The organism is Streptomyces sp. HUAS TT7 (assembly GCF_051550175.1).
In the GTDB taxonomy this organism is placed as follows: Bacteria; Actinomycetota; Actinomycetes; order Streptomycetales; family Streptomycetaceae; genus Streptomyces.
On sequence record NZ_CP196175.1, the window covers coordinates 317,811 to 337,100 of the forward strand.

Consider the following 19,290-nt stretch of genomic DNA (forward strand, 5'->3'; position numbering starts at 1 on the left):
CGCGACACCCGGATCTCTGATAACCCGTCAGAGGGAACGGACTGCGGCCATGCCGCGTCCCACCCGTACCGGCTCAAGGGGGTGCCAGAGGTGAGTGTCAGAAGCCGTACGACAGCATGGGTCGCATCCGCCCTGACGCTTGGCGCCGTTGCCGTGGGATGCGCCACGGAAACACCCGACGACGCCGCCCTGGAGGCCGTCCGCACCACCCGCTGCCCCGTGGCGCCCCCGGCTTTGAAAACTGGGGGCGCCGACGATCGCGGCAGCCTCGAACCACTCGCCGCCAACCGCCTGCTGCTGTGCGGCTACTCGACCCAGGACCTCAACGAGCGAGGCGCGACGCCGAGGCAAGCACTCGTCACCGACCAGGCAGTCCTCCAACGACTCCGCACCTCGCTCAACCGGCTCGGTGAACCGCCCAGCGGCCCTGTCAACTGCCCTGCGGATACGGGAGGGAAGGTTCTGGAGATCTTCAGTGACGGCCACCACGCGATCGAACTCGTACAGAAACTGACTGGTTGTCAGGAGGTTGGCAACGGCCATCGCGACGGCCGGGTCGGGAACTCCGATGTCGGCACCATCGTGATGGGCCTGCTCCCCACCGGCTTCTGCCGTGAGGTATGGCGAGCGACAGATTGCGACCAGCGCGCGTCCACCCCCTGACCGCCTGAGGTACTGGCCCGCAGGTCACGTCCTCATCGCCGGCTTCCTGCTGCTCCAGCGCCACCTCGTCGCCGGGCTGACGGCAGGCGCCGTCAAGTGGCCAACCCACGCTTCCTGAAAGGGACTTGCCTGTCCGAACCGATCGACCTCGCCGCGTTCCCCGACGAATTCCTGCGGCGGGACGGCCACCTCGCGGCTGACCAGACCGAGGGAGCCGTCGCCCAGGCCCGCACCATCAAGTCCAGCGGCCACCGCTACACGGACATCGTCCGCATCCACCGCGAGCCCGGCGGTCCAAGCGGCCTGAGCACGGAACCGTCCACGAAAAAGGGTTTGAGCGAGGCGATGCCCCGCTGCTACTTTCCTGGTGGATCGTGAAGTCGTCGTAGGAGGTGAGACCCGTGAACACAGTTACCCATGGGTGCTCCCTCATTCCGTCACGGTCCGGCGGCTGACGTTCGGTGTCGCCAGGAGCGCCTGAGACAGAGGCACTCCTGGAGGGAGACTCCGATGAACACAAAGCCTTTCACATCTGGTTCGGGCGAGGACGCGGTGACGATCACGCGCGTCGCGGACGGGCAATGGCATGCGCTGGACGGCGACCTGGTGGTCGGCAGCGGGTATGCGGGGCACCGGCCCGACGGGCGCTTGTTCGTCAGCATCGATGCCTGGCACGGCGCCGCCTTCGACCGGCTCGCCCAGGTGATGCCGGCGGAACTGCCGGCGCCGCTGTACACGGTGGTCGACGAAGCCGACGCCGAGACGACGGCCGGCTGGCTGCGGGCCGGATTCACGGTCCGGCGCCGCGAGTGGGAGTACGACGTGCCGACCGACCCGCGGGTCACCGGGCTCGAAGAAGTCCTGCCGCCTTCGGGGGTGACGATCGTGCCGGCCGGTCAGGCGGACGAGCGTCTGCTGCGGGCGGTGGACCGCGCGATCCGTGACGAGGTCGAGGCGACCGTCGGGTGGTGGCAGTCGATGCCCGCGGAGGTGATCCCCCGCCCCGAAGGCGACACCATCGTCGATCCGTCGAAGTACGCGGTGGCCGCGGCGGGGAACCACTACCTGGGTCTGATCCGGGTGGTGACGGTGAACCGGCCGCGCATCGGCCTTGTCGCGGTCCGGGCCGGCGAGCAGCGCCGCGGCATCGCACGGGCGCTCCTCGCCCACGCGCTGGGGACGCTGCACCGCTCCGGTTTCACGTCGGCCTGGACGGAAGTCCACGAGTCCAACCGAGCGGCCTCGACGCTGTTCGAAGCCATCGGCGCCCGGCCTACGAGCAGCAACCTGGAGCTGGTTCGATGACCAGGAACAAGGACGTCATCGAAGTCCAGGGCAAGGTCGTCGAGTGCCTGCGCAGCGCCATGTTCACCGTGGAGCTCGACAACGGCCATCAGGTGCTCGCTCACATCAGCGGGAAGATCCGCAAGCACTACATCAAGATCTACCTGGAAGACCGGGTGCTGGTGGAGCTCCCGCCGTACGACCTGACGCGCGGCCGCATCGTGTTCCGGTACCGGAACTAGCGGCGGTCGACACCTTCCGAGGCAACTGATCCTGCGGCCCCGGTCACGGCGTTTCCGTGACCGGGGCCGCGGACGGATGGCTCGACCGCGTTACGAGCTCCCAGGGGTGCGGCACCCGCCCAATTACCGGCCGGTGCAGGAGACATCGTTGTGCCCAGCCCGCCCCCGAGGTCTCGGGAGGGACTCCGGCGTCCGCGCAAGGGTGGCTGCGATCGGCAGGCCGGGCCTTCCTGGCCCCCAAGGTGCCGGTGTATGTGCTGGTGCTCTGGCTCTTCCTGTGGGGGGCGATGCAGAGCCTGGTCGTCACTCTCGTCGCCCTCGCCCTGAGCGTGTGGGCACGCAGACGGGGTGCCGAGCGGGCACCGGCCGGCGGCATCGGTCCTGAGCCGGCTCTCGCGGCGAAGGCGTTGGCCTGTGAGGACTGAAGCGCGCCGCAGGTCTCACGCCCTCGCTCGTACCGGCTGCCGCAGCAGGTAGACGGCCGCGCTCGAAGCCAGGACGGCCATGCAGCCGATGAACACAAGGCCCGCCCCTTCCAGGCCGAGCGGATTCACCAGTACGCCCACCCCGATCACCGGCACCGAGATGCCCGCGTACGCCACCACGAACAGGGTGGAGATCACCGCCGCGCGGTGGTCCGCGGGAGATGCCTCGGCCACCGCGGACAGGGCGCCGCGAAACGCCAGCCCCTGCCCGCAGCCGCCGACCAGTGCGCTCAGCACCATCAGGGGCAGCAGGTCCCAGCGCAGGGCGCCCGCGAGCAGCGCGAGACCGGCCAGCAGGCCGACGCAGCCCAAGGGCAGTGAGCGTCGCAGTCCGACCCGGCCGACGGCCAACTGCCCCGCGGTCGAGGCGAAGAAGGCCAGCGCGACGATCAGCCCCGTCTCGGCATGGTTGTGGACGTTCAGGGACTGTGCCAGGAAGGCCGGGGCGACCGATGTGAACACCCCGAACAGTGCGAAGCCCACGAACGACGCGATCGCCGCGGGCACGAACACCGGCCGCACCTGCGCGGGCAGGCCCGGCCGCTGCGTCCGCGCGCTGCCCAGCGGCTGTGGCTCCCGTACGGTCTCCGGGAGGCTCAGCAGAACGGCGGCCGAGCCGGCCACCAGTGCCAGGTGCACGGCGAACGGCAGGTACAGCGGCCAAGGGGCGTACTGCGCGAGCGCTCCGGCGAGCAGGGGGCCGCAGCCCAGGCCCCCCATGTTGGCGGCCGTCGCCACGAAGGTGGCCCGAGGGGCGCCGCCGCGCGGAGCCAGGTCCATCACGTACGCCGTGGCGGCGCCGGTGAACAGACCGGCGGACAGCCCTGACAGCAGCCGGCCCGCGTACAGCCAGCCCAGCCCGTTCGCGCACAGGTAACAGACCGCGCTCACCGCCGCGAATCCCAGGCCCCACAGCAGTACGGGCCGTCGGCCCACCGCGTCGGACACATTGCCCGCGAGGAGCAGCACACCGATGACGCCGAAGGCATACACCGCGTACACGACTGTGACCGTCAGCTCGGAGAACCCGAACTTGTCCTGGTACAGGCCATAGAGAGGGGTCGGCAGCGTGGTGCCGACCATGCACACGACGAACACCGCCCCGCCGAGCAGACACTGACGCCATCCTGGGAGATCATCGGCCATGCCACCGACGGTAACTCCGCGAGCCGCTCCGTCCCGGCGCGGCCTGGCTGGCGCGCCGGGACGAGGTGTCCGGCCAGGCCTCGGCCCCGGCATTGTCAGTGGCGCATGCGACCATCCGAAGCATGATCGCCTCGCTTGCCGCTCTGTTGCCCACCGCCGGTACGCATGTCTCGACGACGTACGCCGACTGGGTCGCCGCCCATGATCCGGGTGCGGCCGGGGTCGCGCGTGAACTGGTCGGGGACATGGGTTCCGAGCTCAACCGGTCCTGGACCAAGCCCGGTCGGTTCGTCGACGTGATGGCGGCGCGGGCACGGCGGCTGCCTCCGGCGCATCTGCCGTGGTTCTGGGACACGGTGGGCCATCGGTTGATCGGGTACGGAAGCCGGCCGGGCGGCCGGGCCTACGCGGCGGCGCGGGCGGCCGAGGCCGAGCACGGGCTGCCGGTGGATGCCGAGTACGGCAGGGCCAACGCGCTGCTGTTCGCCCAGGGCGGGGCCATGCCTGCCAAGGAGTTCGGGGCCCATCAGCGCTTCCTCGCCCAAACGTTGGAGCCGACCGCGGCGCACACGGCCCTGGACGCGTTCCTGACCGCGTGGGCGGGCTCGAAGGCGGACCTCCCGGCGGATCTGGTGCGCCGGGTCCGGGCCTCCGCCAAGGCGGCCGGGCACGGTGACGAGGAGGTGGCGCGGCTGGTGGGCGCGATCCTGTCGGTCACCCGGGAGAAGTCGGTGCCGGATGCGCTGCTGGCCGCCGCGGGCCGGGTCCTGACGGCCCATCAGCCGACGGACGCGATCGCGGGCGGCCTTGTGGAGATGTTTCCCGACGGGACCACCGACGGAGGGGACTGGCTGCGGATGCTCATCGGCTGCGGCGCCACGGAGGCCATGGAGGCCGGGCGGGTGGTGCCGGAGGGCGGGCTGCCCCACTGGGTCGGCACCTTCGTCCGCATGTACCAGTACGCGGCGCAGCCCGGCGGCGGGGTCGGGCGGCAGCCGCTGCCACCCGAATTCCTGGACCTGGTGGGCCGGTTGGGGCCCCGGCTGCGGGCGTCGGACACCCCGGTGACGGTGCACACCACCCGGCACCACTACCAGGGCTTCGACGCGGACGTGCTGGATGCCCTGTTGGCCGCGAGGGTCGCGGTCGTCGATCCGGGCCCGGAGATCGGGATGCGCTTCTGGGGCGAGCGGTCCCGCCGCGATCTCGCCGCCCTGGCCGCCGACCCGGTGTTCGGCCCCCGCCTTGAGGGGACGGTACACGCGGGCCTACTGCCGAACTGGTCGATGGCGCGGCGGCGGGCCGGTTCGGCGGTGACGCTGCTCCCGGGGAACGAGGGCATCGCCCAGGGGGTGGCCGCCCGGGTCGGCAAGCTCGTCGACACGGTCGCGGGCGGTGGCATGGCGGGGGCCGAGGAGTCCGTCGCCGAGCTGGAGATCCTGCTCGACCGGCCGACGGTCGCGGCACTCGGCGGGATCGCCGACGCCCTGGCCGAAGCGGGCGCCGCGGGCGCGCTGCGGCGCTCACTGGCGGTCGGCTTGCCCGAGGAACTCGCCTGGCCCGCACTGGAGTTGGTGTACGAGCAGTTCTCGGCGGACGCCCGGCCCGAGGAATCAGAGGGCGCGCTGCCGGGGGTCGCCGGGGTGACCTCCACGTGGCCGGTCCTGACGGTGTTCGGCCACGATCGGGCGGTCGCGGTCGCTCCGGACGGGGTGCGGGGCTCCTGCCGGTTCACGGTCCCCGCAAAGGCGACCATGTTCGCCGTCCACTACGTGGGCGGGTCCTTCCTGGTGAGCTGGACGCTCAAGCCGAGCCCCTACTACTGCGACACCGCCGTCTGGGCCGACCGTCCCGACGAGCCGTTCACCCCGGACGAGGTGGGCGGTCTCGTGCCGTTCGGCGGCAGCCTGGACGGGGCGTACGGGTTCCAGTTCGAGACCGCTGACGGTGGCGGGCGGCACGGCGGTGTGCGGGTGCTGCGCGCGGGTGGCACGGAGGGCATCGACCGGGAGGAGCTGCAGCTCGGTGACGGCTCCCGGATCTGGACCAACGCCGTCTACGGAAGGCAGCCGTGGGAAGTGGTGGATCCGGTCACCGGGGAGCGGCGGGGCGCGGAGGCGCTGCCCGACTTCCCGGGGCGCGCCGCGAGCACCGACCCGTCCGAGGCGGGCATGGCCCTCGCGACGGAAGCCCTCCAACTGGCGCCGCTCCCAGCCGAGTTGACGGATTCACCTCTCGGCTGCCGGGACGGTCTTGTCGGGACGCGGGTGCTGTTCCGCACCCGGCACCGCGACCACGCGCCCGACCATTTCCTTGTGGAGAGCGTGGACGGGCGCACGGCCCGGTTCGACATCGACCGGCCGGGACAGGAGCCCTGGGGTCTGTGGGCTCCACCGGAAGGGGCGGTGGAGGACGTGGTCCTCGGCGAGGCGCAGACCCGGACGGGAGTGCGTGCGTACGCCGCCGACGGGACGCTGCTCTGGGAGCTGGACGGGCACTCCTCGCCCCGCAACCCCCATGTGGCACCGGCCCGGCGAGTCACCGTCTCGGGAGGCGTGGCCCTGCCGCCGGCGTTCTGGTACCTGTTGCGGACGCGGGACGCGGCCGGCTCCCGGGCGCTGCGGAAGGTGGGCCGGCAGGCGGCGGACGCCTTGCTGACGGCCGCCCTTGACGATGCCGGGGCACTGCGTGCGGCCGTTGCCCGGGAGTTGCCCGACATCACCGATCCGGTGCTGGCCGAGGCCGTGGTGGCGGTGGCCTCGCGGGCGGCGCGGGTCGAGGAGCGGCGGCGGGCTCTGCACCGGCGCGTCGTCCTGCTCGCCGAGGCGCCGCCCGTGCTGCCGCGCGGTTGCGCGCCGGACACCGAGCTGATGCCCGCGCTGTTCGGGCTGGTCGCGGAGGGAGAGCGCGATCCGTGGCGGCGGGAGCCGGACGTCGCCCTGCCCGCGACACTGAGTGCGCTGGCCGCCGACGGAGCCTGCCTGGCCGGGACGACCCCGGAGGAAGTGCGGCGGCTCTCGCCACCCGCGCCGCCGTGCGACTGGTCGCAGCTGCTCGGAGCGATCGACGCCGCGGCATGGCGAGCGGCGGTGGCGCCGACCCCGGACACGGAACGGGCCGCACTCCTGGCGCTCCTGGACACGTGGGCCGACCAGCCCTTCGCCCGTGCGGGCAGCCGGTGGTGGGTGGGCCGCACATCCGATGCCAAGGATCTGACCGGGCTGCGGACGGCCGGGATCGCCGTGGCCTCAGCAGCGGTACGGGCCGGAGGCTCGCAGCGCTGGTTCGTGACGCCCGCCGCGCAGGACCGGGACGCCGACCCGGTTCCGGCGGCGATCCCCCAGGCGCGCCTCGTCGAGGTGGAGCAGGACGACGCCGCCCGCATGCGAGCCCTGGTGGCGGCGATCGGTGCACACGGGCCGCTCCCCGTGCCGGAGTCTGCAGCCGCACGCTTCGCCGAACTCACGGGCGTACGGCGGGCCGTGGCGCGGCTCGTGATGGCCGGGCTCGTCGGCCGGCCCGACCGGGACGAGGACAGGAGCCTGGCGCGCAAGACTCCGTACAAGGCGACCCCGATGACGGCCGAGTCGTACGACCACCTGCGAGCGCGGCTCGGGGCGTCCGGCCGCCGGGCCGTGCTCGCGGCCGCCCTGCCCGAGGACCCCGCCGAGCTGTGGCGGCCGGGCGGGGTGGAGGCGGCGGCGGAACGGATGGCCGGGGTGTGGCGGGAGCTGATCGGCGCGCTGCCCACCGTCCACGACGAGGCGGCCGACGCCCTGGAGGCGGGCCTCGGCCTGTCCGAAGTGTGAGCCCGGCGACTCGCGGCCGGGTACGAGGCCGCCGAGGACACGACCGTGGAGGCCGTCGGCTGGGAGCTGGCGGCGACCCCGTACGGCAGAGGAGTCGAGGTCCGGGCCGTGCCGCCGGCCGGCCGCGAACTGCCCTACGGCACCCCGGTGGGGCTCGCGTTCCGGACGATGGCGAGCGCTCTGGTGTGGGCGTGGACGGACCGGCCCGTGGGCGACCCGGCGGTGGCCGGCGCGGCCGCCCTGTACGAGCGGCTGCGGGCCGAGCTCGATCGTCCTGACCTGCTGGTGGCGCTACAGGGCGGCCGGGTCCAGGACACCTCGGCGCGGATCGCCGAACGGTTCGGGCCCGGGCGGCTTCCGGTGGCGACGGACGCCCGCAAGGAGGGGGGTCCCGTCCCGGTGACCGCGTACGACTCCGGGCCCTTGGTGGTGTGTGCCCCCGGTGGTACCTCCTTCCTCCGGCCCGCGGCGGTCGCCGACCCCGAGGTGTGGCGGCGGGTCACCGAGATGGCCGATCTGAGCGAGGAACTCGGCCGGGTGGCACCGCTGTTGGCCGGCGGCGGCCTGGAGCGCATGATGCTGCGATCCCGGTCGGGAGCGGTCCCGGTGGGTGCGTACGAGGCGGATCCGCGGCAGTCCTGCCCCGACCTGGTCGCTCGAGTGGCGCGGGAGCTGGGGGTCGGAGCCGACGCGGCGGCGCTGTATCTCCAGTTGGCGACGCTGGCCGCGCCCACCGACCGGAACGTGCGGCGGTGGAACGGCTGGTCGGCCAAACGGCACACGGAGGTCCGCACGGAGCTGCTCGGCGCGGGCGTGGTGGTGGAGGCCAAGCGGGCCCGGGCCGGCCGGACGCTGTTCCTGCCCGGGGAATGGACCGAACTCAAGGCGCCCCACCTGCCGTTGGAGGCCGTGAAGCTGGCGGCGCACGCGGTGCGCCCGCTGTGGGGCAGCGAGATCCACGCCCCGTTCGGCCGGATCCTGCCGACGGCACCGCTGCACGAGATGTTCGCGGATGCCTGGGAGCGGCTGGCCGAGGGGAGGCGCGTGGAGTCCTGACGTCCCGGCATCGCAATCATGATCATGGCGACGGCGAGGACCTTCTGGCGTCCCACGCGGTCGCCGAGTGGCCCGAACACGAGCCCGCCGAGCGGCCGGACGAGGAAGGCCGCCGCGAACGTCGCGAACGTCGAGATGACCTGGGCGCCCGGTGAGCTCGACGGGAAGAAGACCTTGCCGAGAGTGGCGGCGACATAGGCGTAGACGCCGAAGTCGAACCACTCCATGGTGTTGCCGAGCGCGGCCGCGGACACGGCGCGGCGCACGGCGGGTTTGTCGGCGACCTTGACGTCGTCCGGGCTCAGGCTCTTCTTGCGGCGGCGCAGCAGCGTCCGCACCATGCGTTCGGTCTGCGGGCTTCCCGAGCCGAACCCGCGACCTCGATGGGCCGGGAGTGTGGGCCCCCGCCTGGTTGGTTTCATGGGCACCTGCGGGTCGTCGTCGGTGGTGTCGGCCGGAGGAGCCTGCGGCTCGTGCCCCCTCGCCGACGAGGGCGAGGGGGCACAGCTGCCGTCGGCGGGGTCACCGCTTGGGCGATGCGCTTTCCGTGGGCATGTGGCACACGCCGCCTTCCACCATCTTCAGGTGCCCGGCCACGATGGGCCGCGCCGCCTTGGCGGCCGCCTGGATCTGGCTGTCCGTGCCGGAGGTCAGCTCCTTGTCGATCAGAGCGAGTGCCTGCTGGTGACCGTCGCTCTGGTTCTTCAGCCAGGCTGTGTCGTACGCCGTGGTGCCGTCCTTCGGCTTCAGATCCTCCAGCTGCCTCTTCTGGGCGGCGCTGGGCTCCTTCGCCATGGCGATGCCCTTGGTCTTGGCCAGCGCCGCTCCCTTGGCGTCCAGCGCGGTGTGGTCGCGCACGATGATGTCCGCGACCTGTTTCACGCAGGCACTGTTCGCATGCGTACGGGCGTCCTTGCCCGCGGCGATCTCCGCCAGGTTGGCCTGGTGGATCGTCTGCAGGAACGTCGCGTCCGAGGACGCCGCGGGACTGGCCGCGCCGAACGCGGTCGCGGTTCCCGTGAGGGTGAGCATCACGGCGGCCGCCGCCGTCGCGCAGGTGTGGGTGAAACGCATGAGACCTCCACGTAATCCGTGGACCGGGTGAGGGCCAGTTCGGCATCCGGATCGCACCTGAGCATGTATCCGGGCATATGGCTCAACCCGAGACATCCTAGGGCCGCTCCCCGACCCCCGCCCGTCCGGATCACTCCCCGTCACCATGGCCTGGTCACAGGGGGCGCGCTCAGCCCATGTGCGCGGCGGGCTGTGCGGGTTTCCCACGTCGCCGAATCTGGCCGGGAGGCTCAGGGGCGGCTGGGCAGCGCTTCAAGGGCCCCGTCCACGACGCGTCCGTCCCGCCTGCCGCGAACGGCCATGCGGGGGAGGCTGGTCCTCACCTACGGTGTCGGCGACCGCAAACCGGGAGCGGCCCGCCGGGCCGGGATCCCGGCGGGCCATCAACTGGTGGGTGTTTCAAGGGAGTTCAGGGCAGCGGGGCTCCGTAGAAGCGGCCGATCATGTCGCGGTAGGTGGGGTCGCCCCAGAGATCCTGGTTCATCACAGAGGTGTCCTCCTTCCGTTCCGTATCGCATTTCCGTTCCGTACAGCGGCTGGCTTCAATCATGTGAGCCGCACCGGTTTCGCAATGTCCGGCTTCTCTTCCCGGCCGGCGGTGGGGCGCGGGTCAGCCCGCGGTCAGCACCTCGGCCAGGAAGGCGTCCAGGTCGACCTCCTCCTCCCCCGGCAGGACGGCCTCGTACGTCCTGGTCAGGAAGTCCCGCAGTGCCGGTTCCCACGTGGAGAACACGACGCGACCCCATTCCCCGTCGAGGCCGCAGCCCGCAAGTTCGATGTGTGTCTCACGCCGTCCCGCGACGACTTGCGGGGCGACCCGTATGTCTCCGTCGCCCACCTCTTGCCCGAGCCCTCGGGCCAGGAGGTCCCGCTCGATCGTCCAGGTGACGGCCACGTCCTCCTGTAACTCGAAGAGGACGCGGATCGCGAAGGGGTCGTCGGACTCGTACAGCAACTGCGTGACCACCGGGAAGCGCTGCGCCCCGTCGGCCTCCAGATTCATGAACACGGTCTCGCACACGGAACTCATGGATCGCCTCCAGCATTCAGCCAGGGCAGGCGGACACCGGCCCTTCCGGAAATCGACGGCGGCGGTCAGGCGCGAGCGGCGCGGCCCCCGACCATCCCGGCGCGCAGCTTGGTCAGAATGCGGGAGAGCAGGCGCGACACCTGCATCTGCGAGACCCCGAGCTCACGGCCGATCTCGGCCTGCGTCAGCTCGCGCCCGAACCGCATGCTCACGATGCACCGCTCGCGCTCGCTCAGCGCGCCCATCAGCGGAGCCAGGGCCTGGAGGTTCTCCACCTTCTCCATGCCGGGGTCGTCCTCGCCGATGAAGTCGACGAACGTACGGCTCCTGCCTGCCGCCGTGCCGCCCGCCTCCTCCGTGTCGGCGGCCATGTCGAGGGAGCCCGCCGTGTAGCCGTTGGCCGCGACGAGGCCCTCGACGATCTCCTCCTCGTCCCGGTCCAGATGCGCCGCCAGCTCCCGTACCGTCGGGTCGCGGTCCAGTGCGAGGGCAAGGCGCTCCTTGGCCTTCGCGATCTCCACTCGCAGCTCCTGGAGGCGGCGCGGCACATGCACGGCCCAGGTCGTGTCACGGAAGAACCGCTTGATCTCGCCCACGATGTACGGCACCGCGAAAGAGGTGAACTCCACCTCGCGCGACAGCTCGAACCGGTCGATCGCCTTGATCAGGCCGATGGTGCCGACCTGGATCACGTCCTCCATCTCGCCGGCCCCTCGGTTGCGGAACCGGCCCGCCGCGAAGCGCACCAGCGAGAGGTTCATCTCGATCAGCGTGTTCCGCGCGTACTGATGCTCCTCGGTGCCCTCCTCCAGGACCTGGAGCCGCTCGAAGAACACCTTGGACAGCTCGCGGGCGTCCTTCGGCGCGACCTTCCCCGCATCCTCCACCCAGGGCAACTCCCCCGCCCCGGGCTCCATGGTCGTGGCCGCCGTCCGGTCCGTCCGCTCGCGTCCCGTCACCCGCGCCGCTGCCATGAGGACAACCTCCCTAGTCACGTGACTGCATCCGTCGAAGCCATCGGGTGCCCCTCGTGATTCGGATCATGCGTGTGTGTTCCGTACGTGGCTGAAGTACGCGGTGCGAGCCGGAATCCCGGCCGCCTAGCGCGGCAGGGCGACGCAGACGCTCTTCCCGCCGTCACCGCAGGGCATGACGGCCACGCTGCGGGACAGGTGGTGGACCAGGGGCCAGCCGAATCCGCCCTCGTATCCGCGCAGGTCCGGCGGGCGTTCCCGGGGCGGGACGGGGCTGGGGTCGCGCACGCTGATGTGCAGCGTGCTGCGGTCGGCGGCGAAGTGCAGGGCCGTGGCGCCGCCCGCGTGCCGGAGCGCGTTCGTGACGAGCTCGGAGACGACGAGCACCACGTTCTCGGCCCTCTCCCTCGTGGGCCGGGGCGCCAGCGTGGAGAGGAACGCGCGGGCCGCGTCGCGGGCCTGGGCCGGCGTGGCCGGAACCGTGGTCCGTAGGGCGGAGCCCGGCGGTGGACCGGTGGTGGCAGACGGGCGAGCCATGTGCGAGACCCCCAGAGGATTTGCCCGTGGATATGGATGTGGTGGGGCTTCTGCCCAGATTCGGCGCGGTCGAACGTGTGCGCGTCGGGGAGTCGCACGGCCACCGCTACCGGAACCGCGCGACCCACCCGCCTCAGCGCACGACCGCGCGTTCCACCAGGAGCCGTGCCGCCGCCGCGATCGACTCGGCATCGATGCCCGCCAGGTGCAGCTGCTCCCGGGGGCTCGCCGAGGTCGGCATGTGCTGGACGCCGAGGCGGACCAGCCGCGGCACCGGGCGGCCGTCCGTGAAGGCCTCGGCCACCGCGTCGCCGATCCCGCCCTGCACCCGGTGGTCCTCGACCGTGACGAGGCACCCCGTCGCCTGCGCCGCCTCCCGGAGGGTCTCCGCGTCGACCGGCTTCACCGAGTACAGGTCGATGATCCGCACATCGATGCCCTCCAGGTCCAGGAGCTCGGCCGCGCGCAGCGCCTCGTGGACCGTGACGCCCGCCGCGACGACCGTCACCCGGTCCCGCTCTCCGGAGCGGAGCACCTTGGAGCCGCCCGGCCGGAACTCCTCGTCGGAGCCGTAGATCACGGGAGTGCCGCCCCGGCTGGTGCTCAGGTGGCGAACCCCGGTCAACTCGGCTATTTCTGCGACCAGTTGGGCCGTCTGGTTGGCGTCGCACGGGTAGCGGACGGTGCTGCCGTGCACGGCCCGGAACATCGCCAGGTCCTCCGGGCCCATCTGCGACGGGCCGTCCTGGCCGATCGCGGCCAGCGCCTGCCCGTAGGCGTCGCGGGCGGCCACCGGGTCACCTGCCTCGAAGCGCGGCAGGTCCAGCTGTCCCCCGGCCGGGTGCCGCCGGGCCGGGATCAGGGGCGGCGGATCCCGCCACCCGGGCGCCCCCCCGGCGGCCACGCGGGCCGGAGACCGCTCGTCGCATCGGGTATCCCCGGGTCCGAACCCACAACAGTCACATACGGCTGCCGACCGGATCGGCGTATCGGCGATCGGCCCGGTCTTTCGCCACGCCCGCACCGCATCACCGCCGCGGCGGCCGCCGTCCAGGAGGATCGGACCGGCCGGGTTTCCGCCCGGCCGGATGAATGACGTACGACCCGAGGAGTCGACCGAATGACCGTCTCCGTAGCCCTGTTCACGTCCGATCTGCGGTTGCACGACAATCCCGTGCTGTCCGGCGCCGTGCGCGGGGCCGATCAGGTCGTCCCGCTGTTCGTGGACGACGACGGGGTGCGGGCGGCGGGGTTCGACGCCCCGAACCGGCGGGCGTTCCTGGCGGACTGTCTGGCCGACCTGGACGCCGGTCTGCGGGCGCGCGGCGGGCATCTGGTGGTGCGTACCGGCGATGTGGTGGAGCAGGTCTGCGCCCTCGCGACGTCGGTGGGGGCCGACCGGGTGCACCTCGCGGGCGGCGTCAGCCGGTACGCCGCGCGGCGCGAAGGGCGGCTGCGCGCGGCGCTTGAGCGGATCGGCCGCACCCTGTCGGTGCACGACACGGTGGTGACCGCGCTGGCGCCCGGGGCCGTCACCCCGACGGGCAGCGACCACTACGCGGTGTTCACGCCGTACTTCCGGCGCTGGGCCGAAGCGGGTGTACGGGATGTGGTGGCCGTGCCACGGAAGATCGCCGTGCCCGAGGTGGCGCCCGGCTCCCTGCCCCGGCGCGCCGACGTGGGCGGGGTGTCGCCCGGCGTCATGGAGGGCGGGGAGATGGCGGGCAGGCGACGGCTTCGGCGGTGGCTCGCCGGTGGCATCGCCGGGTACGAGGACGGGCACGACGATCTGGCGGGCGACGCCACGTCCCGGCTCTCGCCGTTCCTCCACTTCGGCGCGCTGTCCGCCGCCGAACTCGTCCATCTGGCCCGGCACCAGGGCTCCCCGGGCGCGCAGGCGTTCGTCCGGCAGCTGGCCTGGCGGGACTTCCACCACCAGGTGCTCGCGGCCCGTCCGGAATCGGCGTGCGAGGACTACCGGCCGCGCGGCGACCGGTGGCGCGACGACGAACGGGAGATCGCCGCCTGGCGCGAGGGGCGCACCGGCTATCCGCTGGTCGATGCCGCGATGCGGCAGCTCGCCCACGAAGGGTGGATGCACAACCGGGGCCGAATGCTGGTGGCGAGCTTTCTCACCAAGACCCTGTACGCGGACTGGCGGATCGGCGCCCGCCACTTCCTGGACCTGCTGGTCGACGGCGACGTCGCCAACAACCAGCTCAACTGGCAATGGGTGGCCGGGACCGGCACGGACACCCGGCCCAACCGGGTCCTCAACCCGGTGGTCCAGGGCAAGCGATTCGATCCGTACGGCAGCTACGTGAGCCGATGGGTGCCCGAACTCGCGGGCCTGGAGCGGAAGTTCCTCCATGAACCCTGGAAGCTCAAGGCGGCGGACCGGGGCGGGCTCGACTACCCCGACCCGGTCGTGGACCTCGCTGAGGGTCGCGCCCGCTTCGAGCAGTCGCGCGGCATCTGAGGCCTGGTCCGCCGACCGTGAGCGGCGGCCCTTTGCTCAAGACGCCTACGGCCTCACCAGCGATCGATACCCATCGTCTTCGCCGCGCTGTGGATGGCGTTGTAGTGCGGGATCGACATGTCGGACTTCTTCTGCTTGGCCGGCAGGTTCCGGTCCGTGTGCCGGAACTCGTCGCGCGCGGCCGCGAGCAGGCTCGTGCCGTAGCTGACGGGCACGTCGTCCTTTCCGTGAACGGGATGCGACTTGGCCGCCGTCTGGCTCCCGGCATTGGCCAGGATGCTCCGCGCCTGGTTGTACGCGGCGGGCTTGATCGTCTTCGGGTTGGCCGCCACCGCGTGGGCGCCGCTCACCGCGTGCGCACCGTCGGCGACGACGGCGGCGGAGGCGGGCGCGACGACCGCGGCCAGAGCGCCGACCGCTAACGCGGCGGCAATACCCGTACGGACGATGAACTGCATACGATTCCTCGCTTACTGGATGAAAAGCGTGCTGAACCTTGCAATAGGAAGCCTGCCGCACGCGGGCAAACAGGGACGAGTGCCGCTGGCCGGATCCCGGTGGCCAATCCCCCGGCACGAGGAGGCGGGTGAAGCGCCCGCGCCTGATCGGAGGCGGCGGGCATCAAGGCGTCACAAGGCATCACATCTGTCCGAATTCGACGTCCCGCGCGGCACACATGCAGGGGGCGGTGGTTCGAGGCCACTCGGATCCCAGGCCCCCTCAGGGCCAGGTGCCCCGGCCTGGCCCGGGCTCGCGGTCCCGCGCGTCCACACCTCTCCCGGATGTGCGGAGCCGCTCCATGTCCACCCCACGAGCGCGCTCAGCGGCGGCGCGCAGAGGGCGCGGCTGCGGGGTCGCGGGCGGTGGCGTGCAAGTGCTCAAGGGCGTCCAGCACGATGGTGCGCTCGTGCCAGGACAGCCACGCGCCGGCCTGCCGGCCGGTCTGTTCCAGGGCTGCGAGCTGAGCCGGATGCAGGTCCTGGATGGGGCGGTCCAGGTGGGCGGAGACCATGCCCACACAGGTCCCGTCGGAGGTGGCGAGGGGAATGCTGTGACAGGCACGGCTGCCCGCCTTGAGGATCGCCTCCCGCGCTTGCGGGGTGAAGACGGGATCGGTGGCGACATCGCGCACCGTGGTCTGCGCGACGTCCGCGGCGGCCTGTGCGCAGGACGTTCCCCGGTCGCCGACGACGGCGAAGAAGTCGACGAACTCGGCGCTCAGGCCGGTGTGCTTCTCCATCCGCAGGACCCGCCCGGCGCGGTAGGCGAGCTGGACATTGCCCATGGACGTACTGGTGATGGCCAGCGCCTGCGTCAGGACCGTGCTCAGGACCTCGTTGTGATGGGCACGGTCGGCGCCGTCCATCCCGAGCGTGTCCAGCGGCGAGGCGCTGCGCCGGGTGCGGCCCGGGAACCACAGCCTCTGATCCGTGTCCGGCCGGGGCACTGTGATCACGGCCTCGGCCACGGTCCGGAGTTTGATGTTGAAGCGCTGCGAAGCCTGCTGCATCAACGCGAACGCCGCCTCGGCCCCGCGCAGCCGGTAGCGCTCCGTCAGCAGACCCTGGGCCTGGGCGATCAGCGGCCGCGACCGTACCTGCGCGCGCAGATCCCGGATCTCCCAGCGGAGCCGCTCCGCCTCCTCCGCCGTCCCGGTTCCGCCGAGCACATCGGTCATTCGCGCCTGCTCCCGCACTCGCCGTCCCACGACTCGGCCTCCGGGCCGTGAAGGCGAGCCGCATCAACATGCTCCCCACACAACAGGCCGACAGAATAAGCGCGTTCACATCACCCGGCCGTCTGAGGAGCAGCAGGTAACAAGCGCGGAGCGGCCCGGCCGAAGTCGGTGGTCAACCAGTGTTCGATGGACTCGTCGGGGAACGTGTGGGGTCGATAGGTGCCCGGCACCGGGGAGATGTCGCTGATCCGGTCGAGGCGGAAGAGGCGCCAGTCGTCCCGGTCGACATCGAAGGCCACGAGGTACCACTGCCCGGCGCGCAGGCAGTGGCGGTACGGCTCGACCAGCCGGGTCGACGGCCTGCCGTGCTGGTCGACGTATCGGAACCGGAGCCGACCGTCCGCCGTCACCGCGTCGGCGATCACTCCGACGGTTGCCGCCGCCACCATGGCGCCGGGCTGCTGCAGCACCTCGGTGGCGAGGTCGGTGGCCGCGGCGCGCCGTCGCAGCGGGCGGGGCAGGATCTGGTCGAGCTTGAGCAGCGCACTCGACGCGACCTCCTCGTCGGGGAGCCAGGCGCGGATCAGGTGCAGCCCGGCCACCAGCGCGGTGATCTCGTCGGCGCTGAACAGCAGCGGCGCCACCTTGACTCCGGGGCTCAATCGATAGGCGCTGCCCGGCCCCGGGCGGGCCTCGACGGTGTACCCGAGCCGACGGAGCCGCTGGGCGTCGCGCCGTACGGTACGGACGCTCGTGCCGAGCCGCTCGGCCAGGCCGGCGGCCGTCCACTCGCCTCCGGACTGCAGCAGGGTCAGCATGGTCAGGGTCCTGAGCGTCGGGTCGGGGTCCACGGGGTCAGCCTTCCCCCTTCCCGGAAAGGAGGACAGCTTCGGGCCGCCTCTGTTCCTAGCCTGAGCCTGAACGGAGTCACCGAAGGAGAGGAAGCCATGCAGATCGCTGTCACGACGCCGACCGGCAACGTGGGCCACCACCTCGTCACCGCGCTGATCCGCGCCGGGATCCGCCCGCGCGTCCTGTTGCGCCACCCCGACCGGCTGGCCCCCGAGGTCCGGGACCCTGTGGATGCGGTACGGGCCGACCAGTACGACGCCGAGTCGGTGGTGGCCGCCACCGACGGCATCGACGCCCTGTACTGGGTGAACCCGACCAACGGCAGCGAGGACCCCCTCGCCGACTGCGCCCGCGCCACTGGCAGCGTGGTCCGCGCCGTCACCGGGAACGGGATCGGCCGGGTCGTCTTCCAGAGCAGCATCGGGGCCGAGAAACGTCACGGTGCCGGGGAGATCGACGGCCTGGCACACACCGAGACGGCTCTGGACGCCCTGGGCATCGACGTCACCCATCTGCGCTGCGGCTACTTCTTCACCAACCTCGAACCCCAACTCGCCGCTCTGCGAGCCGGAGTTGTCCAGGTGATCCTTCCTCTGGACCAGCCCATGGCCTGGGTGGCCCCCCGCGACATCGCCGAAGTGGCCGCCGCCCGCCTCCTGTCCCCTGCCTGGTCCGGACGCCGCGTCCAGGCGGTCCACGGTCCCGCCGACCTGACGTGGCATCAGGTAGCCGAAATCCTCACCGCCGCCACCGGCCGTAAGATCGGCGTCGAGCAGATCACGGACGACGCCATGCGCACTCGGCTCCACCGCGCCGGAATGTCCGACGCGACGGTCGAAGCCATGCTCGGAATGTCGACCGGCCTGCGCGAGAACTTCACCCCCGAACAGAGCCGCACCATCCGGACAACCACCCCGACCACCCTCGCGGCATGGGCCTACGACCACCTCCGGCCGCAGTTGGCTGACGCGTCGTGAGCGACCGGAAAAGCGACCGGGAACTGGAGAGACGCCGCACATCGCGCCGAGAGCCTCGCCCGCCTCTCCTCAGTAGATGACGACGACGGCAAACGCACCGGCGAACTCGCCAGCCACTGTTCCCGACCCGCACACACCGCACAACAAGCACGCGGGCGCCTACACTTCATGCCGGTCTACCCTGCGATGGGTGGCATCCCGGGGCCGCGGAGCGTGAGGAGTGGCTGTGCCTGTGCTCGTCGACAAGGTCTGTGTCGTCAATGGTGCCGCCAGCACGATCGGCCGGGCGGTCGCCGACCGGTTCGCCCGCGAGAGCGCCTTGGTCGTCGGCGTGGACAAGGACGAGCACTCTGCCGGCGACCACACGGTGCGGGCCGACCTGACCGACGAGTCCCAGGTCCGGGCCATGTACGACGATGTCGTGGACCGGTACGGCCGCCTCGACGTCATCTACAACAACATGGGGCTGATGGACCGCGGCGACCACTCGGCGCTGGACATCAGCCTGCAGACGTGGCGCACAGTCCACGATGCGAACCTGACCAGCATCTTCCTGTCCTGCAAGCACGGGATCCCGCACCTCCTGAACACCGAACCGGCCGGCGGGTCCGTCATCAACTCCGCGTCGTTCCTGGCCGCCGTCGGCTCGGCCACGGCCCCGATGGCGTACGCGGCCGCGAAAGCCGGTGTCGTTCAGCTGACCAGAGATCTCGGCGTCCATCTCGCGCGCAGCGGAGTGCGTGTCAACGCGGTGCTGTTCGGGCCCATCGAAACACCGGACCAGCGAGCGGTCTTCGATCGCAATCCGGGCGCTCTGGAGAAGCGCCTGGTGCACTGGCCCATGGGACGCTTCGGAACGCTGGAGGAAGCCGCCGGAACGATCGCCTTTCTCGCCGGCGACGATTCCGGCTTCATCACCGGCACCGCCGTACCACTCGACGGCGGCATCACCGAAGCGTTCACCGTCCCGGAGTGACCGCCGCCCCCGTCCCCGCTGCACCTGG

At 71.8% G+C, this 19,290-nt stretch carries 19 protein-coding genes and 2 pseudogenes; 10 read left to right on the plus strand and 11 right to left on the minus strand.

Features of this window, described 5'->3' with window-relative positions; all coding sequences use genetic code 11:
- Window positions 1-90 precede the first annotated feature (90 nt).
- From ACSHXC_RS01550 to ACSHXC_RS01570, 5 genes are all read left to right on the plus strand, one after another.
- A complete protein-coding gene (locus tag ACSHXC_RS01550; RefSeq protein WP_438289768.1) occupies window positions 91-663 on the plus strand; it encodes a hypothetical protein in 573 nt (190 codons plus the stop codon).
- Window positions 664-759: 96 nt separating this feature from the next.
- The gene (locus ACSHXC_RS01555) at window positions 760-1,041 is read left to right on the plus strand and encodes a hypothetical protein (protein ID WP_438289769.1); all 282 of its coding nucleotides are present in this window, start codon (window positions 760-762) and stop codon (window positions 1,039-1,041) included.
- A 132-nt stretch (window positions 1,042-1,173) separates the two neighbouring features.
- Complete coding sequence (locus ACSHXC_RS01560) at window positions 1,174-1,968, plus strand: GNAT family N-acetyltransferase (RefSeq protein WP_438289770.1); 795 nt, start codon at window positions 1,174-1,176, stop codon at window positions 1,966-1,968.
- Entirely contained in the window at window positions 1,965-2,189 is a 225-nt protein-coding gene (gene infA / locus ACSHXC_RS01565) for a translation initiation factor IF-1 (protein WP_438289771.1), read from the plus strand. Before ACSHXC_RS01560 ends, infA begins: the two co-directional genes overlap by 4 nt.
- 254 nt (window positions 2,190-2,443) lie before the next feature.
- A complete protein-coding gene (locus ACSHXC_RS01570) occupies window positions 2,444-2,614 on the plus strand; it encodes a hypothetical protein (RefSeq protein ID WP_438289772.1) in 171 nt (56 codons plus the stop codon).
- 15 nt (window positions 2,615-2,629) lie between these two features.
- Here the strand turns inward: ACSHXC_RS01570 and ACSHXC_RS01575 are convergent, their stop codons facing one another.
- On the minus strand, window positions 2,630-3,820 hold the full coding sequence (locus ACSHXC_RS01575) for an MFS transporter (RefSeq protein WP_438289773.1): 1,191 nt from the start codon (window positions 3,818-3,820) through the stop codon (window positions 2,630-2,632).
- Window positions 3,821-3,942: 122 nt separating this feature from the next.
- Here ACSHXC_RS01575 and ACSHXC_RS01580 point away from each other — a divergent pair, with 122 nt between their 5' ends.
- The gene (locus ACSHXC_RS01580; protein WP_438289774.1) at window positions 3,943-7,629 is read left to right on the plus strand and encodes a hypothetical protein; all 3,687 of its coding nucleotides are present in this window, start codon (window positions 3,943-3,945) and stop codon (window positions 7,627-7,629) included.
- Window positions 7,630-7,674: 45 nt separating this feature from the next.
- Window positions 7,675-8,685, plus strand: coding sequence for a hypothetical protein (locus tag ACSHXC_RS01585; RefSeq protein ID WP_438297092.1), 1,011 nt, complete (start codon window positions 7,675-7,677; stop codon window positions 8,683-8,685).
- Between the two features lie 11 nt (window positions 8,686-8,696).
- On the opposite strand, the pseudogene ACSHXC_RS01590 reads toward ACSHXC_RS01585, so the two are convergent.
- The 7 genes and pseudogenes from ACSHXC_RS01590 to ACSHXC_RS01620 form a co-directional block, all read right to left on the minus strand.
- Window positions 8,697-9,026: pseudogene (locus tag ACSHXC_RS01590) on the minus strand (MFS transporter); the annotation flags it as partial.
- 181 nt (window positions 9,027-9,207) lie between these two features.
- Entirely contained in the window at window positions 9,208-9,759 is a 552-nt protein-coding gene (locus ACSHXC_RS01595; RefSeq protein ID WP_438289775.1) for a DUF4142 domain-containing protein, read from the minus strand.
- A gap of 409 nt (window positions 9,760-10,168) precedes the next feature.
- The gene (locus tag ACSHXC_RS01600) at window positions 10,169-10,309 is read right to left on the minus strand and encodes a hypothetical protein (protein ID WP_438289776.1); all 141 of its coding nucleotides are present in this window, start codon (window positions 10,307-10,309) and stop codon (window positions 10,169-10,171) included.
- A gap of 60 nt (window positions 10,310-10,369) precedes the next feature.
- Window positions 10,370-10,789 carry an SsgA family sporulation/cell division regulator gene (locus ACSHXC_RS01605; protein WP_438289777.1) on the minus strand — a complete coding sequence of 140 codons (420 nt, stop codon included), beginning with the start codon at window positions 10,787-10,789 and terminating at the stop codon, window positions 10,370-10,372.
- A 65-nt stretch (window positions 10,790-10,854) separates the two neighbouring features.
- Window positions 10,855-11,763, minus strand: coding sequence for a SigB/SigF/SigG family RNA polymerase sigma factor (locus tag ACSHXC_RS01610; RefSeq protein WP_438289778.1), 909 nt, complete (start codon window positions 11,761-11,763; stop codon window positions 10,855-10,857).
- Window positions 11,764-11,889: 126 nt separating this feature from the next.
- Entirely contained in the window at window positions 11,890-12,300 is a 411-nt protein-coding gene (locus ACSHXC_RS01615) for an ATP-binding protein (protein WP_438289779.1), read from the minus strand.
- 133 nt (window positions 12,301-12,433) lie between these two features.
- Window positions 12,434-13,057, minus strand: a pseudogene (locus tag ACSHXC_RS01620) (transketolase C-terminal domain-containing protein); the annotation flags it as partial.
- A gap of 363 nt (window positions 13,058-13,420) precedes the next feature.
- On the opposite strand from ACSHXC_RS01620, the gene ACSHXC_RS01625 reads away from it, so the two are divergent.
- A complete protein-coding gene (locus ACSHXC_RS01625) occupies window positions 13,421-14,779 on the plus strand; it encodes a cryptochrome/photolyase family protein (protein ID WP_438289780.1) in 1,359 nt (452 codons plus the stop codon).
- A gap of 53 nt (window positions 14,780-14,832) precedes the next feature.
- On the opposite strand, the gene ACSHXC_RS01630 is transcribed toward ACSHXC_RS01625, so the two are convergent.
- The 3 genes from ACSHXC_RS01630 to ACSHXC_RS01640 form a co-directional block, all read right to left on the minus strand.
- The gene (locus ACSHXC_RS01630) at window positions 14,833-15,237 is read right to left on the minus strand and encodes a hypothetical protein (protein ID WP_438289781.1); all 405 of its coding nucleotides are present in this window, start codon (window positions 15,235-15,237) and stop codon (window positions 14,833-14,835) included.
- A 362-nt stretch (window positions 15,238-15,599) separates the two neighbouring features.
- Window positions 15,600-16,457, minus strand: a complete 858-nt coding sequence (locus tag ACSHXC_RS01635) for an ANTAR domain-containing protein (RefSeq protein ID WP_438289782.1) — start codon at window positions 16,455-16,457, stop codon at window positions 15,600-15,602.
- A gap of 110 nt (window positions 16,458-16,567) precedes the next feature.
- Window positions 16,568-17,308 (minus strand): helix-turn-helix transcriptional regulator, encoded by a 741-nt coding sequence (locus ACSHXC_RS01640; protein WP_438289783.1) that lies wholly within the window; start codon window positions 17,306-17,308, stop codon window positions 16,568-16,570.
- Between the two features lie 96 nt (window positions 17,309-17,404).
- Between ACSHXC_RS01640 and ACSHXC_RS01645 the strand changes: the two genes are divergently transcribed.
- Both ACSHXC_RS01645 and ACSHXC_RS01650 read left to right on the plus strand, forming a co-directional pair.
- Window positions 17,405-18,286 carry an NmrA family NAD(P)-binding protein gene (locus tag ACSHXC_RS01645; protein WP_438289784.1) on the plus strand — a complete coding sequence of 294 codons (882 nt, stop codon included), beginning with the start codon at window positions 17,405-17,407 and terminating at the stop codon, window positions 18,284-18,286.
- Window positions 18,287-18,512: 226 nt separating this feature from the next.
- Window positions 18,513-19,262, plus strand: a complete 750-nt coding sequence (locus ACSHXC_RS01650; protein ID WP_438289785.1) for an SDR family oxidoreductase — start codon at window positions 18,513-18,515, stop codon at window positions 19,260-19,262.
- Window positions 19,263-19,290 lie beyond the last annotated feature (28 nt).

What these genes read in the sequence shown, in the direction of transcription:
- ACSHXC_RS01575 (WP_438289773.1), bottom strand. Translation starts at nt 3,820, where the DNA reads ATGGCCGATGATCTCCCAGGATGGCGTCAGTGTCTGCTCGGCGGGGCG.
- ACSHXC_RS01560 (WP_438289770.1), top strand. Translation starts at nt 1,174, where the DNA reads ATGAACACAAAGCCTTTCACATCTGGTTCGGGCGAGGACGCGGTGACG.
- ACSHXC_RS01615 (WP_438289779.1), bottom strand. Translation starts at nt 12,300, where the DNA reads ATGGCTCGCCCGTCTGCCACCACCGGTCCACCGCCGGGCTCCGCCCTA.
- ACSHXC_RS01595 (WP_438289775.1), bottom strand. Translation starts at nt 9,759, where the DNA reads ATGCGTTTCACCCACACCTGCGCGACGGCGGCGGCCGCCGTGATGCTC.
- ACSHXC_RS01610 (WP_438289778.1), bottom strand. Translation starts at nt 11,763, where the DNA reads ATGGCAGCGGCGCGGGTGACGGGACGCGAGCGGACGGACCGGACGGCG.
- ACSHXC_RS01605 (WP_438289777.1), bottom strand. Translation starts at nt 10,789, where the DNA reads ATGAGTTCCGTGTGCGAGACCGTGTTCATGAATCTGGAGGCCGACGGG.
- ACSHXC_RS01645 (WP_438289784.1), top strand. Translation starts at nt 17,405, where the DNA reads ATGCAGATCGCTGTCACGACGCCGACCGGCAACGTGGGCCACCACCTC.
- ACSHXC_RS01580 (WP_438289774.1), top strand. Translation starts at nt 3,943, where the DNA reads ATGATCGCCTCGCTTGCCGCTCTGTTGCCCACCGCCGGTACGCATGTC.
- ACSHXC_RS01630 (WP_438289781.1), bottom strand. Translation starts at nt 15,237, where the DNA reads ATGCAGTTCATCGTCCGTACGGGTATTGCCGCCGCGTTAGCGGTCGGC.
- ACSHXC_RS01625 (WP_438289780.1), top strand. Translation starts at nt 13,421, where the DNA reads ATGACCGTCTCCGTAGCCCTGTTCACGTCCGATCTGCGGTTGCACGAC.
- ACSHXC_RS01600 (WP_438289776.1), bottom strand. Translation starts at nt 10,309, where the DNA reads ATGATTGAAGCCAGCCGCTGTACGGAACGGAAATGCGATACGGAACGG.
- ACSHXC_RS01635 (WP_438289782.1), bottom strand. Translation starts at nt 16,457, where the DNA reads ATGACCGATGTGCTCGGCGGAACCGGGACGGCGGAGGAGGCGGAGCGG.
- infA (WP_438289771.1), top strand. Translation starts at nt 1,965, where the DNA reads ATGACCAGGAACAAGGACGTCATCGAAGTCCAGGGCAAGGTCGTCGAG.